The sequence below is a fragment of the Microcella sp. genome, from assembly GCF_051860105.1.
GTDB lineage: Bacteria > Actinomycetota > Actinomycetes > Actinomycetales > Microbacteriaceae > Microcella.
In genome coordinates this window covers 23,484-38,057 of record NZ_JBHYEO010000019.1, presented here as the reverse complement: position 1 = coordinate 38,057, position 14,574 = coordinate 23,484, and the positions used below count along the sequence as shown (strand labels likewise).

Below are 14,574 nucleotides of genomic sequence, written 5' to 3'. Positions count from 1 at the left end.
TGAGCGATGCCGGGAACGGCCAGGGCTGAGAGCCGACGTAGAGCGGATCGACGACCCGCAGCCCCGCCTCCTCGAACACTTCGCGCACGACGGCCGCTTCGAGCGACTCACCCGGCTCGACGAAGCCCGCGAGCAGCGAGAAACGGTTCGACTCCCACAGCGCGTTGCTGCCGAGCACGATGCGGTCGTCGGCGTCGGTGATGCCGACGATGATGGCGGCGTCGGTGCGGGGGAAGAGCTCGGCACCCGTCTCGGTGTCGACGCGCACCCAGCCCGCCTTGGCCGCGACCGTCGGGTTGCCGGTGCGCGGCGAGAACAGGTGCGTGGCGTGCCAGTTGGCCATGCCGAGGGCCTCGATCGCGAGACCGGCATCGCGATCGCCGAAGCGATGCCCGAGGGTGCGCGGCGAACCCCACCGGGTGACGTCGGGCTCGAGCGCGGGGCCGCTCGTGTCGTCGAGCACGATGGCGGTGATGGCGGCGCCCGCCGGCACGCCGCCCTCGGCGTCGAGCGTGCGGCCGAGGTAGACGCGCAGCGCATCGGCGGGGGCGGCCGCCCACGGCAGGAGCGCGAGGGCGGGCGCGGTGGCCGCATCCGCCGCCGGCGCATCGGCCAGCAGCACCTCGCCGCGCCACAGCGCGACGATGCGCGAATCGGAGTCGGCGGCGAGTTCGTCGAACAGGTGCGGGCGCTCGCGCGCGGCATGGTCGCGGTCGATGCGGTAGCGCGAGAGCGGCAGGCTCTGCGTGAGTGAGCGGAGCATCGACGACCTCTCTGCGGTGACGGACAGCGGGGCGGTGGTGGACAGCGCCGGACGGCGACGGACGTCCCGCAAGACTGCGCCCCGGCGCGTGGCGCGGCCCCCGGCGGGCCCGTGCGACCTACCCTGTCGGTATGCCCCGCCGATCGCCTCTCACTCTAGCCGCGCTCGCCACCTCGGCCGTCGCCGGTCTCGACGTGACGCAGGCGGCCGCCATCGGCGGCACGGGCGGCGAGGTCGACTCGGCGCTGCTGAGCACGCGCGACGGCCGCACGCTCGTCATCCGCGTGCCGCGCACGGCCGCCGCCGAGAGCGAGCAGTCGGCCGATCTCGTGGCGGTGCGCGCCCTCAGCGACGGCGTGCGGGCCCGGCTGCCGTTCGGCGTGCCGCGCATGCTCGGGCAGGCTCCCGTCGACGGCACGCGCGCGATCGTCTCGGAGTTCGTCGACGGCGCGCCGCTCTCGCTCGCGGGCATCACGCCCGGCATCGCCGCCTCGATCGGGCGGGCCGTCGCGGCCATCCACGCCCTGCCGACGAGCGTCGTCGCGGATGTCGGCCTGCCGCAGCTGCGGGCGATCGACGTCATGCGCGAGGCCGTCACGACGCTCGACCGCGCCGCCGCCACCGGACTCGTGCCCGCCGCATTGCTGCGCCGCTGGGAAGGTGCGGCGGAGGATTCTGCGCTCTGGCAGTTCACCCCGACCGTCATCAACGGCTCGCTCAGTGCCTCCTCCTTCCTCGTCGTCGGCGACTCGGTGACGGGTCTGCTGGGGTGGGCGCGCCTGCAGGTGGGAGACCCCGCACGCGACCTGTTCTGGATGCTCGGCTCGAGCGACCCGACCGTGCCCGAGACCGCTTTCGACGCCTACCACCAGGCCCGCGGCATCCACGACCGCCAGGTGGGGAGGCGGGCGGTCTTCGCCGCCGAGCTCGAACTGGCGCGCTGGCTGCTGCACGGCACCGAGAAGCGCTCGACCGAGATCGTCGACGACGCCGTCGGCATGCTGCACGCTCTGCTCGACCGCGTGAGCGGCGACCTCATCAACCCGCTGTCGAGCGAGCCCGCTCCGGCCGCGGGGCTCGACGACGTCGACGAGCTGCTCGAGCGCGGAACCCCGCGCTCCCCCGGTTCGGCGTACTAGCGGCGAGCGGCCTCGACGAGCGCGGCGAACAGCCGCAGGTCGTCGGGCGTCTCCTCCGGGTGCCACTGAACGGCGACCCCGAAGGTCAGCGCGTCGATGTCGACCGCCTGGATGATGCCGTCATCGCCGCGGGCGCTCACGGTCAGCCCCGCGGCGAGGTGGTTGATGGCCTGGTGGTGGTAGCTCTTGACCGTGAGGCTCTCGCCGAGCATCCCGCCGATGCGCGTGCCCGGCACGGTGATCACCGGGTTGTCGGCGAACGTCGCGTTGCCGTAGCTGTAGCGCGTCGAGCCGATCACGTCGGGCAGGTGCTGCACGAGCGTGCCGCCGAGAGCGACGTTGAGCACCTGCAGACCGCGGCAGATGCCGAGCAGGGGCAGGTCGCGTGCGATCGCGGCGCGCACGAGCGCGATCTCCCACGCGTCGCGGTCGGGGCGCGGGGCGTCATTCTCGGGATGCGCGCGCTCGCCGTACAGCGCCGCGTCGACATCCTTGCCGCCCGTGAGGATGAGCCCGTCGACCCCGTCGAGCACGCGCTCGACAGCATCGGGGTGCAGGGGTTGCGGGGGCAGGCCGACCACGGCTCCCCCGGCGGCGATCACGCAGTCGGTGTAGACGCGCGGCAGCACGGCGGCCGGGCGGTCCCACAGGCCCATGACCGTCTGCTCCAGATAGGTCGTGAGTCCGATGAGCGCGGTCACGCCAGGTCGCCCTCCGGCGGGCCCGCGAGGCGGCGGGCGATGATGCCGCGGGCGCGACGCAGGGCACGGACGAGCTCGGGCTGGCGGATGCCCAGCTCTTGGCTCACGTCGCTGTAGGTGCGACGCTGCACGAGCACACCGGTCGCGGCGGCCTGCAGATCGTGCGGCAGGCGCGCGATCGCGGCCTCGAGCTCGGCCGGGGTCAGTGCGGCGACGACCTGCTCGAGGCGGGCATCCTCCGGATCGACCACATCAAGGTCAAAATCGTCGTCGCGCATGGGTGTCTCCGTCTCTGAGGGTGCGGGGTGAGGCTCGGGAGCGGCCGGATCGGCGACCGCCCCCGAGCGTCGGTGGATCAGCTGGCGAAGTCCTTCACGAGCTGCTCATTCTCTTTCTTGTTGATGAGCGCCGCCACGTAGCCGATCGCGAGGAAGATGAACGGCAGCAGCACCAGGAACCAGCCGAGCGGGTTCAGCAGCCACGCGCTCTCGGGCAGCGAGGGGTCGACGCCGTCGGGAACGGTGCCGGCGAGCAGGTTGAAGCGCGACATCACCAGATAGAGGCCGATCGCCAGCAGCACGATCGACACCGCCGGGGCGATGACGGTCTTCCAGAGGTTTCCGCCCCCGACGCGACGGAAGTACACGATCACCGCGATCGAGACGAGGATCTCGACGACGATGACCGAGATGGCCGTGATCGAGCTCATCCAGAAGAACAGGTTGCCGATCGGGTCGAGGCCGGCCACCGCGAAGATGATCATGACGAGGGCGGCGAGCGCCGAGGTGATGACCACGCCGCCGACGGGGGCGCCGGCCTTGTTGGTCACCGCTGCCCGCGCCGGGAACACGCCGCCGCGCCCGAGGGCGAAGAAGTAGCGCGCCGCGGCGTTCTGGAAGGCCAGCAGGCCGGCGAAGAGGCTCGTGATGACGAGGATCGTCATGATCGTGACGAGCCACGGGCCGACGTACTGCTCGGTGAGGCTGAAGAGCACGCCCGCAGGGTTGGCGAGCACGTTGCCGTCGGCATCCATCGAGCGGGTGACGACCTCGTCGATGATGCCGCTCGCACCCATGCCCGTGACCATGCCGAACGAGACGACCGCGAACAGGATGCTGATGGTCGAGATGGCGATGTACGTGGCCAGCGGCACGGTGCGCTTGGGGTCTTTCGACTCCTCGCCGTAGATCGCCGTGGCCTCGAAGCCGATGAAGCTCGCGAGCGCGAAGGCCAGTGCGATGCCGGCACCGCCCGCGAAGCCGCCCGCGAAGATGTTCTCGGGGCTGAACGAGGCCGCGAAGTTCCACCCCTCGGGGCCGCCATTGGCGAGCATCGCGACGGCGGCGACGAGCAGCGAGGTGATCTCGAGCACGAGCAGCACCCCGAGCACCTTCGCCCCGACGTCGACGCTCAGCAGCGAGAGGCCCGTGACGAGCGCCCACGCGATGAAGGCCCAGAGGTACCACGGCAGGCTCACACCGAGCTCGGCCATCGTGCCCTCGACGAGCCCGCCGAAGAAGCCGTAGATGGCGAGCTGGATCGTGACGTAGGTGAGGATCGACACGAACGCCGAGGCGACACCGGCATTGACGCCGAGGCCTTTGCCGACGTAGGCGAAGAAGGCGCCCGAGTTGGTGACGCGCTGGCTCATGGCGGCGTAGCCGACGCTGAACAGCAGCAGGGTGAGGCCGACGACGAGGTAGGCGCCGGGAGTGCCGGCGCCGTTGCCGACGAGCATGGCCACGGGAACGGCGCCGGTGATGCCGACGAGCGGGGCGGATGCCGCCACGACGAAGAAGACGACGCCGATGACGCCGAGACGACCCTTGCGCAGGGTCGATTGGGGGGTGTCAGTCATGGATCCGGAACTCCTCATTGAGTTGGGGTGGATCGTTCGTGTCGAAACGACCTGGCGCCATAGTGGTGCACGGCCGGGCGCGCGTCAAGCGGAATCGCCCCCAGCAGGGCATCCGGAATTGCCTATCGTTAGTTCACGAATGATTCGGTAGCCTGACCCTCATGGCCTCGCTCAATGGATTCCTCGCCCCGAAGACCCCGAGCGGCGCGAGCGCGCTCGTGCCCGACATGCCCTGGTACTACTCGGGCACGCTGCTCACCGCCGAGTACCGCACCGACCCCGCCAACGTGAAGGCGCTGCTGCCCGAGGGCCTCGAGCTCGCCGACGACGACCCGGGTGCGGTGGCGCTCATCTGGGCCGACTGGCAGTCGTGCTCGACCGGCGGCGCCGAGCTGCTCGACCCGATGCGCTCGCAGTACCTCGAGACCTTCGCCGTCGTGCGCGTGAAGCACGAGGGCGTCACCTACACACGCTGCGTCGCCATCTGGGTGACGAAAGACTTCGCGATCGGCCGCGGCTGGTTCCAGGGCTACCCGAAGAAGCTCGGCTCGATGGCGGTCACGCGCGTCTTCAATGTCGGCAAGGCCTCGCCGCGCCTCGCACCGGGCGCGAAGCTCGGCGCCTCGCTCGCGGCCTACGACCACCGCCTCGCCTCGCTCGTCGTGACGCTGCGGTCGCCGTCGGAGTCGAACGGCTTCGTCAACGGCCACCCCATGCTGCATTCGCGGTGGATGCCCTCCATCACCCCCGGCGCCGGCAACAGCCTCGACCAGCTCATCACCATGAGCACGACCGACGCCGAGATCGGCGAAACCTGGGTGGGCGACTTCGAGCTCGAGCTGCACGACTCGCCGTGGGACGAGCTCGCGTCGATCCTGCCCGTGCAGGAGAAGATCGCCGCGTATTACCGAGAGGTCGGTGTGACCTTCAACGGCGGCGCGCTCGTCTCGGACTTCTCGAACCCGGCCGTCTAGACCCTGACGGCAGCCGCTCTGCGGCGGGCGAGGAGCAGCGCTCCGCCGAACAGCATCGCCGCGGCCAGGAGCGCGATTCCCGTCGGGTCGGCGCCCGTCGCGGCGAGCTCGGGCGCAGCCGCGGGCGACACCGTGATGCTGAACGTGGTCACGCTCGAGCCGCCGTCTGACGCCGCGGAGATGCTGAAGGCATAGGTACCGGGCGTCGTCGGGGTTCCGGAGATGACGCCGCTCGCCGGGTCGAGGGTGAGCCCCGGCGGCAGTGTGCCCGACTCGAGCGCGAACGTGGCGTCGCCCGTCGCTGCGACGCGGAAGGAGAACGCCTGCCCCGAGACCGCGGCGGGCGGAGCCGCATCGTCGATGACCGGGGTCAGCGAGATGACCGAGATGAAGGGCGGCTCGGCAGGCGGGTCGAAGGGCATCGAGAAGGTGCCGCTGTGCGCCGCGTAGACGGATGCGCCGTCGGGCGACACCGCGAGGGTCACGGCGCCCCGGGTCGTCGCGATCGAGGGCAGCGTCGTGCGGGTCGCCACGTCGATGACCGAGATGAACGTGGCGTTGAGGTTTGCGACGTAGGCGCGCGCGCCATCGGTGCTGAACCGCACCGCGAAGGGCTGCGAGCCGACGGCGATCGCCCCGCTGAGCGTGCGCGTCGCGAGGTCGATGACCGAGATCGTGCTCGCCGAGTAGTTGGTGACGTAGGCCGTCGTGCCGTCGGGCGAGATGCTGATGCGCCCCGCATCCGGAACCCCCGGGATGGTCGCGACCACGGTGCGCGTCGCGACGTCGATGACCGAGACGCTGTTGCCGACGTAGTTCGCGGTGACGAGCGTCGAGCCGTCGGGGGTCATGGCGATGCCGGTCGGGTATGAGCCGACGCCCGTGATGCTCGCGACGTTGGTCAGCGTGTCGAGGTCGATGACGCTCACCGAGGGCGGTGACGACACCTGGTTGGCGACGTAGGCGAACTGCGAGTCGGGCGAGATGACGACATCGAAGGCACCGGCACCCGCGGCGACGGTGCCGATCACCGTGTTCGTCGCGAGGCTGACGACCGACACATTGTTCGAGCTGGCGTTGGCCGTCACGAGCAGGGCGCCATCGGCGCTCAGCGCGAGGCCCTGCGGCGAGCTGCCGACGGGGATCGTGGTCTCGATGGTTCCCGTTGCGGTGTCGATGACGGCGACGCCCGGCGAGGTCGAGACGTAGACCGTCGCGCTGTCGGCACTCACCACCGCGTTGAGCGGGTTGGCTCCGGAGGCGAGCGTGATCGTCGACACGACCGAGTCGGCCATGGCCGATGAGGCGCCCAGCACCAGGGTGGCGCCGAGGATCGTGGTCATGGCGATGCCGCCGGTCAGAACCCGCACGCGTGACGCCACAGTGACTCCCCCTCGATCGACTGATGTGAATTCGAGTCAATCAGAGCAGGGGGATGCTGGAGCCCCCCTCTTCGGGGAACCCGCCGCGCTCGAGAGATCCAAGAAGCTGTGCTTCTTGACTTCCTCGATCTACAGATCGAGGAAGTACTCCCGCACCTCCCAGGCGGTGACGTCGCGCGTGGACGGGTCGGGCACGTCGGCGGTGTAGCGCTCGATCTCGTCGCGCTTCATCACTTCGAAGACGTCGACCAGCTCGCCGCCGAGCATCTCGATGAGGGCGCTGTCGGCGCGGAGGGCATCCAGAGCGTCGCCCAGGGTCATGGGCAGGATCGCCTGCGACTCGTCTTCGTAGCTGTAGCCGACCGCGGCCGGCGGGGCGGCCAGCTCGCGGCGGATGCCGTCGAGTCCGGCCGCGAGCAGGGCCGCGGTCATGAGGTAGGCGTTGGCGGCGCCATCGCCGAGGCGCATCTCGAGGCGGGTTCCGCCGCCGCGCTCCGGCGGCACGCGCAGCATGGCGCTGCGGTTGTCGTAGCCCCAGTTGGCGCGGTAGGGCGCGAGGGTGTCGGGGCCGAGGCGCTTGAAGGCATTGATCGTGGGGTTGCAGAAGGCCGTGAGCGCCGCGGCGTGCTCGACGATGCCCGCGATCATGTGCTGCGCGAGCGGGCTGAGGCCGTTGCCGTCGTGCATAAGGTTCTCGCCCTGCGCGTCGACGAGCGACATGTGCAGGTGGAAGCCGCTGCCGCCCTCGTCGCTCCAGGGCTTGCCCGCGAAGGTGGCCGCCTGGCCGACGCGCGCGATGACGTCTTTCACGCCCGCCTTGAGCATGAACGCGCGGTCGCACGCGTCGAGCGCCTCGCCGTGCCAGATGTTGATCTCGTACTGGCTGGGGCTGAACTCGTGGTTGCCGGCGAAGACGCCGATGCGCAGCTGGTCGAGCATGCGCAGCAGGTGCAAGAAGGTGCCCTTGGGGTCGACGGTCGCGCCGCTCGTGTACACGCGGCCGGGCTGGGTGAGGGCGCGCTTGAAGCCCCCCTCCTCCGTGCGGTCGGCAATGTAGAACTCGAGCTCGGGGCCGACCAGTGGGGTGAGGCCGAGCTTCGCGTACTCGCCCACGATGCGCTCGAGCAGCACGCGCGGCGAGAGCGGGCTGGGCGTGCCGTCGGGGTTGTTGGCACCCGCGACGACGAAGGCCACGCCGGGCTCCCACGGCAGGGCGCGCCAGCTGCCCGGCACGATCTGGCTGATGAAGTCTTCGAGCCCGTTGCTGAGCACGTCAGCACCATCGAGCACACCGCCCTGCGTCGTGGTCACCCACACGCCCCGGCAGAACGCCGGCCCCCCGTGGCTGATCTTGTCGAGCTCGCTCACGAGCAGGTCTTTCGACCGCACGGTGCCGATGATGTCGGCGTAGATGACGCGCAGCACGTCGATCTTGGCCGAGAGCAGCTCGCTCTGCAGGGCGGACAGGCTGTGGCTCATGTGCGACTCCTTCGTGGCACTCGGGCGGTTCCGACGAAAATCGTTCGGACTCAAACGAGATAGTAGACTACGAGTCGACTCGATGGGGAGGTCTGATGCGCGTTCTGTTCATCCAGCACGATCACGTGAGCCCGCTGGGCCCGGTCGGCGAGCGCTTCGCGCACCACGGCTTCGACATCGACACGCATCTCGTCGTCGCGGAGAGCGACTTCGCGGCGCCCAACGTCGAGACCGCATTCCCCGCCGTCGCCGACTACGACGTGCTCGTGCCGCTCGGCGCCCCCTGGGGCGCGTGGGACGACGCCTGCATCGGCCGATGGCTCCTCCCCGAGATCGCGTGGCTGCGCGACGCCGTTGATTTCGGGATGCCCGTGCTCGGCATCTGCTTCGGCGGCCAGTTGCTCGCCCGCGCCCTGGGCGGCTCGGTGTCGCCCGCCCCCCGCGGCGAGATCGGCTGGACCTCGGTGTGGAGCGACGACCCGACCCTCGTCGGCGAGGGGCCCTGGTTCCAGTTCCACTACGACCGGTGGGTCGTGCCGCCCGGCGCCACCGAGATCGCGCGCACGCCCGCGGCCTCGCAGGCCTTCGTCGTCGGGCGGTCGCTCGCCGTGCAGTTCCACCCCGAGCTCGACGCCGCAGGGCTGCAGGGGTGGCTCGACTGGGGCGGAGCATCCAAGGTCGAAGAGAACGGCGACGACCCCGCGATCATGCTCGCGCAGACGCGCGCGGTTGAGGCCGCCGCGCGCGAGCGCACCTTCGCGCTCGTCGACGCGTTCCTCACCGACGTCGCGGGGCTGCTCCCCCGCCGCTAGGCCACGCGCACGGGCATGCGCTTGATGCCGTGCACGAAGTTGCTGCGCAGGTAGTCGAGGTCGCCCGAGCGCTCGAGCGTGACGTCGCGCGTCAGCAGGTCTTCGAACATGATGCGCAGCTCGATGCGGGCGAGCGCGTTGCCGAGGCACATGTGCGGGCCGCCGCGGCCGAACGACATGTGCTCGTTGGGGTTGCGCGTCACGTCGAAGCGGTAGGGCTCGTCGAAGACGGCCGAGTCGCGGTTGCCCGAGGCGAACCACACGACGACCTTCTCGCCCTCGCTGATCTGCGTGTCGGAGAACTCGACGTCTTTCGTCGCCGTGCGGCGGAAGTGGTAGACGGGCGAGGCGTAGCGCAAGAACTCCTCGACCGCCCACGGGATGAGCGAGGGGTCGTTGCGCAAGATCTCGAGCTGCTCGGGGTTGTCGAGCAGGTTCTTCATCGAGTGCGTGATCGTGTGACGCGTCGTCTCGTTGCCCGCCACGACGAGCAGCAGGAAGTTGGTGTTGAACTCGTGCTCGGTGAGCGGCACCCCGTCGCTCGGCACGCCGTCGGCGAGCAGGGTGATGAGATCGGTGCCGCCCTTGCCGCGGCGCTCGGCCGCGAGGTGCTTGCCGTACTCGTAGACCTCGATCGCGGCCGGCGAGCGGAAGGGCACGTGCTTGTACTCCTCGCTGTCGGCCGAGCCGATGAGCACGTCGGCGTGCTCGGGGTCGGTGTTGCCGACCATGCGGTTGCCCCACTCGATGAGCTGGCCGGTGTCGCTGTCGGGCACGCCGAGCAGGCGCGCGAGCACCCGGATCGGGAAGTCGGCGCTCACCTCCTCCACGAAGTCGAACTCCTTCTTCGCGAGTGCGGCGTCGAGCGTCTTCGCGGTGATTCCGCGCAAGAAGGTCTCGTACTTGGCGACGGCCTGGGGCGTGAACTCGCCCTGCAGCATGCGGCGCAATGCGCGGTGGCGCAGCCCGTCGGTCTCGAGCAGCGACCGGCGCTGATCTTGCATGGCGGGGTCGACCTCTTCGAGGTTGGTGAACTTCGTCGAGGTGAAGGTCTCGGTGTCGCGCAGGATCCGCACGATGTCGTGGTAGCGCGTCGCCGACCAGAAGCCGCTGTTGGGCGCCTCTTCGGTCGAGTAGTGCAGGCCGGGCGTCGCCCGCAGCTCGTCGAACACGCCCCACGGGGCGCCGCCCGCGAAGAGATCGAGGTCGGCCAGGGTGAGGTCTGTCGTCGTCGACATGGTGCTCCTGCTCTCATGGGAAGCGATTTGTTCGGATGCTAACGAACTTCGGCGCGCACGTCGAGCCTGAAGGTGGTTTCGATGCGAATGAGTGAGGATGGAAGGCGCGCGAACCGCGCGCGAAGGAGGGAAGCATGCCGAGTCCGCACACGCTGGCCGAGACGGAAGAGCGCGTCGCCGGCAAGCTCGGCGACCTGCCCCTCGACTTCGAAGCGATGGCCGTGGTCTCGAACCTCTTCCGCGCCGCGAACGCCACCCGCAACTACCTCGAGCGCAGCGTGCTCGCCGCGACGGGCCTGTCGTGGACGGCGTTCGTCGTGCTCTGGGTGACCTGGATCTGGGAGCCCATCGAGACCCGGCAGATCGCCGAGGAGGGCGGATTCTCGAAGGCGACCCTCACGGGGGTGCTCGGCACCCTCGAGTCGAAGGGCTACCTGCTGCGCGAGCGCAGCGATCGAGACGGCCGACTCGTCAACGTGTCGATGACTCCCGCGGGCCGCGAGCTCATGGCGACCCTCTTCCCGACCTTCAACGACCACGAGCGCACGATCACCTCGAGCCTCGACCCCGAGCGGCGGCGCGAGCTCGCCGACATGCTGCGCGCGATCACCCAGGTGACGGAAGGGCAGCGGTAGGGCATCCCCCTTGCGCGACGGCTGAGCTTGGCTAGACTCGTGCCAGTCGTTTGTATCCGAACGACCCGCGACAGCAAGGGAGCCGCCCGCGTGCAGACAGCAGAACATCAGGTCGAGCTGGCCGGACTGACCGTCGACACGCGGCACTACATCGGCGGCCAGCGGTTCGCGAGTGCCGAGACGTTCGAGAGCATCTCCCCCATCGACGGGAGCGTGCTCGCGCACGTCTCACGCGGCGGTGCGGGCGAGGCCGACGCGGCCGTGTGGGCGGCGCGCAACGCCTTCCCCGCGTGGCGCGACCTCGGCCCGACCGGTCGCGGCGAGATCCTGCACCGACTCGCCGATCTCATCGAGACCCACGTCGAGCAGCTCTCGCAGCTCGAGACCCTCGACAACGGATCGCTGCTGCGCAGCCACCGCCGCGGGGTCATGCCGCGCGTGGCCATGAACATCCGCTTCTTCGCCGACTGGGCGATGAACGAGCTATCGCACCCCGTCTGGCAGACGCGCGGCCACGACAACGTCGTCAGCTGGGACCCGTCGGGCGTCGCGGCGATCATCACCCCGTGGAACGCTCCGCTCATGCTCGCCACCTGGCGCATCGGTCCGGCCCTCGCGGCGGGCGACACGGTCGTGCTCAAGCCCGCGGAGTGGACGCCGCTCACGGCGAGCGTCTTCGCCGATCTGTGCGAGCAGGCGGGGATGCCCGCCGGAGTCTTCAACGTCGTGCAGGGCTACGGTGCCGAGGTCGGTGCGGCCCTCGTCGCGCATCCCGGAATCGCCCGCATCGCCTTCACCGGCTCGGTGCCGACCGCGAAGGCGATCATGCGCTCGGCCGCCGACAACCTCACCCCCGTGAGCTTCGAGCTCGGCGGCAAGAGCCCCTTCATCGTCACCGACGACGCCGACCTCAACCTGGCGGTCGACCTCGCGATCGAGCAGTACGACAACGCCGGTCAGGTGTGCCTGTCGGGCACGCGCCTGCTCGTGCACGAGGGCATCGCCGACGAGTTCGCTGAGCGCTTCGCGGCGAAAGCTGCCCAGATCGTTCAGGGCGACCCGCGCGACGAAGCCACCCAGATCGGCCCGCAGATTCACCGCGTGCACCTCGACCGCGTCGCCGGCTTCGTCGAGCGCGCACAGGCCGCGGGTGCGCAGATCGCCTTCGGCGGCGGCCCCAACGACGACTTGGGCGGCCTCTACTACCGGCCCACGCTGATCACGGGGGCGACCCCCGGCAGCGAGATCCTGACCGCGGAGGTGTTCGGCCCCGTGCTCGCGATGCAGACCTACTCGAGCGACGAGGAGGCCGTGCAGCTCGCCAACGCGACCGAGTACGGGCTCGCCGCCGTCGTCGTCTGCGGCGACCGCGAGCGCGCCGAGCGCCTGACGAAGAACCTCGTCGCGGGCACCATCTGGGTCAACTGCTTCTTCGTGCGCGACCTCGCCGCGCCCTTCGGCGGCAGCAAGAAGAGCGGCATCGGCCGCGAAGGAGGCGTGTGGTCGTTCGACTTCTACGCCGACGTCAAGAACACCGTCTACGCACCCTCCGGGTGGAAGGAGTAAGTCATGGGAAAGGTTGTCGGCGCCGCGATCCTCGCGCACGTGCCCACCATCATGCTGCCGCAGGACGTGCGGTACGACCTCAACGGCGGCAAGGAGATCAGCCTCGTTCCGGGCCTCAAGCGCTTCCGCTCCGAAGTTATGGAAGTGCTCGACTACGACACCGTCGTCGTGCTCGACTCACACTGGGCCACGACGGTCGAGTTCGTCATCAGCGCCCAGGCCGAGCGCTCGGGGCTCTTCACAAGTGAAGAGCTGCCGCGCGGCATGTCGCAGATCCCCTACGCCTTCAAGGGCGACCCCGAGCTCGCGAACGCGGTCGCCGACTACGACGAGAAGAACGGCACCTGGGTCACGCCCATCAGCGACCCGCACCTGCCGATCTTCTACGCCACCGTCAACCTGTGGCACTACCTCGGTCGGGGGCTCGACAAGCGCTGGGTGAGCCTCTCGGTCTGCCAGACCGCGCAGACCGACGACTTTGTGCGCGCGGGTCGCGCTCTCGGCGAGGCGATTCGCGACAGCGACCGCAAGGTGCTGCTGCTCGCCTCCGGCGCGCTCTCGCACACGTTCTACAAGCTGCGCGACCTGCGCAAGCACGAGGCGAGCGACCCGAGCCACATCTACAGCGAGGGCGCACTGCAGGCCGACCTCGAGCGCGTCGAGTGGATGAAGGCCGGAGACCACAAGCGCATCCTCGAGACCATGCCCGAGTTCAAGCAGTTCAAGCCCGAAGCCAACTTCAGCCACTGGCTGCAGATGGCGGGTGCCACCGGCGAAGAGGCCAACACGGCGAAGGGCGTCATGTACTCGGAGTACGAGAACTCGATCGGCACGGGGCAGGTGCACATCTACTTCCCCGAGCCCGAGGGCGGCTTCCCGCTGCCGAAAGACGTCACCCTCTCGCGTGAAGACCCGACCGGCGACGTGGCCGCGACGCGCGGGAGTGCCGCATGACCGAGTACCGGCGCATCCTGCTCGACGGGGTGGCCGTGCAGGTCGAGCGGCACGGCGACGAGCTGCGAGCATCCGACGGCCGCACGGTCGGGGTCGACGAGGCGGTGCACCTGCCGCCCAGCGAGCCGACCAAGATCATCGCCGTGCACTTGAACTACCCGAGCCGCAGCGATGAGTTCATGACGAAGCTGCCGCCCGCGCCCACCTACTTCCACAAGCCGATCACGGCGCTCAACAGCCACAAGGGTGCCGTCGTGCGGCCGGCCGGCTGCCAGTGGCTCAACTACGAGGGCGAGATCGTGATCGTCATCGGGCGCACGTGCCGCAACGTCTCTCCGGCCGAGGCGGGCGACTACATCGCCGGCTACTCGGTGGGCAACGACTTCGGGCTGCACGACTTCCGCGACACGGATGCCGGCTCGATGCTGCGCGTCAAGGGCAGCGACACGCTCGCGCCCGTGGGCCCGGGGCTTGTGACCGATTGGGACTTCCGCGGCAAGACCATCCGCACCCTCGTGAACGGCACCGTCGTGCAGGAGGACTCGACCGACACCATGGAGTGGGACATGCACTACCTCCTGGCCGACCTCGCCCGCACCATCACGCTCGTGCCCGGCGACATGATCTACTCGGGAACGCCCGCGAACTCGCGGCCCGTTCAGCCGGGCGACGTCGTCGAGGTCGAGGTCGACGGCCTCGGCCGCCTGACGAACCACATCGTCGAGGGCCCCGAGCCGATCCGTACCGACGTCGGAGCCCAGCCAACCTCGAGCGAAGAGGTCGTTTCGACCGCGCTCGGCGGCGACTGGGAATTCCGCGGAATCCGCACCCCCTCCAACGACCTGTACCCCTCCCGCCTCGACCAGAAGGACTGAGCATGATCAAGATCGACGTCGACATGGACAAGTGCCAGCACTACGGCCAGTGCGTGTTCGAAGCCCCCGAGGTGTTCCGGCTGAACGCCGACGACAAGCTCGAGTACACGGCCGAAGCGCCCGACGAGATGCTCGCCGACCTCGAGGCCGCGGCCGACGTCTGCCCCATGCAGGCGATCCTCATCACCCGGGCCTGAT

At 69.7% G+C, this 14,574-nt stretch carries 15 protein-coding genes; 8 read left to right on the top strand and 7 right to left on the bottom strand.

Annotated features, from left to right (window positions below; translation table 11 throughout):
- On the bottom strand, positions 1-763 hold a 763-nt coding region (locus ACTIE9_RS10525; RefSeq protein WP_439565529.1), incomplete at its 3' end, for an NAD(+) diphosphatase.
- 131 nt (positions 764-894) lie between these two features.
- On the opposite strand from ACTIE9_RS10525, the gene ACTIE9_RS10520 reads away from it, so the two are divergent.
- On the top strand, positions 895-1,902 hold the full coding sequence (locus tag ACTIE9_RS10520; protein WP_439565528.1) for a phosphotransferase: 1,008 nt from the start codon (positions 895-897) through the stop codon (positions 1,900-1,902).
- Here ACTIE9_RS10520 and ACTIE9_RS10515 read toward each other — a convergent pair.
- From ACTIE9_RS10515 to ACTIE9_RS10505, 3 genes are all read right to left on the bottom strand, one after another.
- Positions 1,899-2,603 (bottom strand): gamma-glutamyl-gamma-aminobutyrate hydrolase family protein, encoded by a 705-nt coding sequence (locus tag ACTIE9_RS10515; protein ID WP_439565527.1) that lies wholly within the window; start codon positions 2,601-2,603, stop codon positions 1,899-1,901. The two genes, ACTIE9_RS10520 and ACTIE9_RS10515, sit on opposite strands and share 4 nt — an antisense overlap.
- Positions 2,600-2,881, bottom strand: coding sequence for a hypothetical protein (locus ACTIE9_RS10510; protein WP_439565526.1), 282 nt, complete (start codon positions 2,879-2,881; stop codon positions 2,600-2,602). The genes ACTIE9_RS10515 and ACTIE9_RS10510 overlap by 4 nt, the downstream gene beginning before the upstream one ends.
- Before the next feature lie 77 nt (positions 2,882-2,958).
- Complete coding sequence (locus ACTIE9_RS10505) at positions 2,959-4,461, bottom strand: APC family permease (RefSeq protein WP_439565525.1); 1,503 nt, start codon at positions 4,459-4,461, stop codon at positions 2,959-2,961.
- A gap of 161 nt (positions 4,462-4,622) precedes the next feature.
- Here ACTIE9_RS10505 and ACTIE9_RS10500 point away from each other — a divergent pair, with 161 nt between their 5' ends.
- Entirely contained in the window at positions 4,623-5,435 is an 813-nt protein-coding gene (locus tag ACTIE9_RS10500) for an acetoacetate decarboxylase family protein (protein ID WP_439565524.1), read from the top strand.
- Here the strand turns inward: ACTIE9_RS10500 and ACTIE9_RS10495 are convergent.
- The gene (locus ACTIE9_RS10495) at positions 5,432-6,805 is read right to left on the bottom strand and encodes a putative Ig domain-containing protein (protein ID WP_439565523.1); all 1,374 of its coding nucleotides are present in this window, start codon (positions 6,803-6,805) and stop codon (positions 5,432-5,434) included. The genes ACTIE9_RS10500 and ACTIE9_RS10495 overlap by 4 nt on opposite strands.
- A 141-nt stretch (positions 6,806-6,946) precedes the next feature.
- On the bottom strand, positions 6,947-8,296 hold the full coding sequence (locus ACTIE9_RS10490) for a glutamine synthetase family protein (RefSeq protein ID WP_439565522.1): 1,350 nt from the start codon (positions 8,294-8,296) through the stop codon (positions 6,947-6,949).
- A 95-nt stretch (positions 8,297-8,391) separates the two neighbouring features.
- Between ACTIE9_RS10490 and ACTIE9_RS10485 the strand changes: the two genes are divergently transcribed.
- Entirely contained in the window at positions 8,392-9,108 is a 717-nt protein-coding gene (locus ACTIE9_RS10485) for a type 1 glutamine amidotransferase (RefSeq protein ID WP_439565521.1), read from the top strand.
- On the opposite strand, the gene ACTIE9_RS10480 is transcribed toward ACTIE9_RS10485, so the two are convergent.
- Positions 9,105-10,346, bottom strand: coding sequence for a cytochrome P450 (locus ACTIE9_RS10480; RefSeq protein WP_439565520.1), 1,242 nt, complete (start codon positions 10,344-10,346; stop codon positions 9,105-9,107). The two genes, ACTIE9_RS10485 and ACTIE9_RS10480, sit on opposite strands and share 4 nt — an antisense overlap.
- Before the next feature lie 134 nt (positions 10,347-10,480).
- On the opposite strand from ACTIE9_RS10480, the gene ACTIE9_RS10475 reads away from it, so the two are divergent.
- From ACTIE9_RS10475 to ACTIE9_RS10455, 5 genes are all read left to right on the top strand, one after another.
- Positions 10,481-10,981 (top strand): MarR family winged helix-turn-helix transcriptional regulator, encoded by a 501-nt coding sequence (locus tag ACTIE9_RS10475; protein ID WP_439565519.1) that lies wholly within the window; start codon positions 10,481-10,483, stop codon positions 10,979-10,981.
- A 90-nt stretch (positions 10,982-11,071) separates the two neighbouring features.
- Positions 11,072-12,547, top strand: a complete 1,476-nt coding sequence (locus tag ACTIE9_RS10470) for an aldehyde dehydrogenase (RefSeq protein ID WP_439565518.1) — start codon at positions 11,072-11,074, stop codon at positions 12,545-12,547.
- A 3-nt stretch (positions 12,548-12,550) separates the two neighbouring features.
- The gene (locus ACTIE9_RS10465; RefSeq protein WP_439565517.1) at positions 12,551-13,501 is read left to right on the top strand and encodes a catechol 1,2-dioxygenase; all 951 of its coding nucleotides are present in this window, start codon (positions 12,551-12,553) and stop codon (positions 13,499-13,501) included.
- Positions 13,498-14,376: a fumarylacetoacetate hydrolase family protein gene (locus tag ACTIE9_RS10460; protein ID WP_439565516.1), complete on the top strand. Its 879-nt coding sequence runs from the start codon at positions 13,498-13,500 to the stop codon at positions 14,374-14,376. Before ACTIE9_RS10465 ends, ACTIE9_RS10460 begins: the two co-directional genes overlap by 4 nt.
- Positions 14,377-14,378: 2 nt before the next feature.
- Complete coding sequence (locus ACTIE9_RS10455; RefSeq protein ID WP_439565515.1) at positions 14,379-14,573, top strand: ferredoxin; 195 nt, start codon at positions 14,379-14,381, stop codon at positions 14,571-14,573.
- Position 14,574: the final 1 nt, after the last annotated feature.

Bases quoted from the DNA above. Each gene is read 5' to 3' on its own strand.
- ACTIE9_RS10520 (WP_439565528.1), top strand. From the start codon at position 895: ATGCCCCGCCGATCGCCTCTCACTCTAGCCGCGCTCGCCACCTCGGCC.
- ACTIE9_RS10510 (WP_439565526.1), bottom strand. From the start codon at position 2,881: ATGCGCGACGACGATTTTGACCTTGATGTGGTCGATCCGGAGGATGCC.
- ACTIE9_RS10505 (WP_439565525.1), bottom strand. From the start codon at position 4,461: ATGACTGACACCCCCCAATCGACCCTGCGCAAGGGTCGTCTCGGCGTC.
- ACTIE9_RS10500 (WP_439565524.1), top strand. From the start codon at position 4,623: ATGGCCTCGCTCAATGGATTCCTCGCCCCGAAGACCCCGAGCGGCGCG.
- ACTIE9_RS10490 (WP_439565522.1), bottom strand. From the start codon at position 8,296: ATGAGCCACAGCCTGTCCGCCCTGCAGAGCGAGCTGCTCTCGGCCAAG.
- ACTIE9_RS10485 (WP_439565521.1), top strand. From the start codon at position 8,392: ATGCGCGTTCTGTTCATCCAGCACGATCACGTGAGCCCGCTGGGCCCG.
- ACTIE9_RS10480 (WP_439565520.1), bottom strand. From the start codon at position 10,346: ATGTCGACGACGACAGACCTCACCCTGGCCGACCTCGATCTCTTCGCG.
- ACTIE9_RS10475 (WP_439565519.1), top strand. From the start codon at position 10,481: ATGCCGAGTCCGCACACGCTGGCCGAGACGGAAGAGCGCGTCGCCGGC.
- ACTIE9_RS10465 (WP_439565517.1), top strand. From the start codon at position 12,551: ATGGGAAAGGTTGTCGGCGCCGCGATCCTCGCGCACGTGCCCACCATC.
- ACTIE9_RS10460 (WP_439565516.1), top strand. From the start codon at position 13,498: ATGACCGAGTACCGGCGCATCCTGCTCGACGGGGTGGCCGTGCAGGTC.
- ACTIE9_RS10455 (WP_439565515.1), top strand. From the start codon at position 14,379: ATGATCAAGATCGACGTCGACATGGACAAGTGCCAGCACTACGGCCAG.